The sequence below is a fragment of the Endozoicomonas sp. ONNA1 genome, from assembly GCF_024606325.1.
In the GTDB taxonomy this organism is placed as follows: Bacteria; Pseudomonadota; Gammaproteobacteria; order Pseudomonadales; family Endozoicomonadaceae; genus Endozoicomonas_A.
The window spans coordinates 1-1,006 of sequence record NZ_JAHHPN010000257.1; the positions used below are offsets into that span (position 1 = coordinate 1).

Here is a 1,006-nt window from a genome sequence, read left to right on the forward strand (position 1 = left end):
CTCCAGAGTAGAATTCTCAGCTTTGCCGCCTTCAAACTCTTCACCCGCTTGCTCTCCTGAAGCATAGGTTCCACGGTAATCAAATACGATTTGATCACCCAGTTCAGCAGCACGCTCAACATTTTCAAAGGTTTTGCTCTGAGTACGCAAAGTTTCAATCATTTCATCAATGTCAGTGTCGGAAACTTCAGCGACGGGACGCTCAACTTCAACACCCGCGAAGTCACCCACTACGATCTCCGGGTAAACTTCAAAGATCACGACAAACTCGAAATCCTTGCCTTCTTCGTCACTCTTTGGCTCAACACGGGGCGCACCGGCAGGATTCAGATTTTCCTGGGTGACCGCCTCTATAAACGCCTCTTGCATCTGCTCACCGAGCACTTCCTGACGAGCACCCAGACCATAGCGACGCTTAACGACCTTAATAGGCACCTTGCCAGGACGGAAACCATCCAGGCGAACACGACGGGACAGATCTTGCAGTCGTTTGTTGATTTCCCCGTCGATCTTGTCAGCAGGGATTGTAATTGTCAGGCGACGCTCCAGACCGGAAGTCGTTTCTACGGAGACTTGCATTTGCGTTCCTCAATAAAACCTGAGTTGCAGTACGTATGAAACAAAGGCGCATAGACTAGCAAAAGTACTTATAGGTTGCACCCCGGAACACATAAACAGGCCATCTACCCCTCTCACGCCTCACTAGTAAGCCAGGACTGCGGACTAGTGGCAGATGAAATGTTCGACTCAACCAGGCTACTTTTCCAATACAAAAAAGGGGATAAGCAAGCTTATCCCCGTATCGTTCACTGGTGCGGATGGAGAGACTCGAACTCTCACGCCTTGCGGCACTGGAACCTAAATCCAGCGTGTCTACCAATTCCACCACATCCGCTCACAGCACTCTACCGATGCTGCTTAACTCTTAACAAACCAACTATCAGGCCGAAGCCTTTTTTTTAAACTGGGGTGGACGATGGGGTTCGAACCCACGACCACCGGAATC

Annotated in this window: 1 protein-coding gene and 1 tRNA gene; both read right to left on the reverse strand. The window is 50.1% G+C overall.

The window, feature by feature from the left end:
- Positions 1-579 (reverse strand): trigger factor (tig, locus tag KDK19_RS06120; protein ID WP_257291561.1); only part of this gene is annotated, 579 nt, incomplete at its 3' end.
- A gap of 231 nt (positions 580-810) precedes the next feature.
- Positions 811-895: transfer RNA gene (locus tag KDK19_RS06125), tRNA-Leu, on the reverse strand.
- Positions 896-1,006 lie beyond the last annotated feature (111 nt).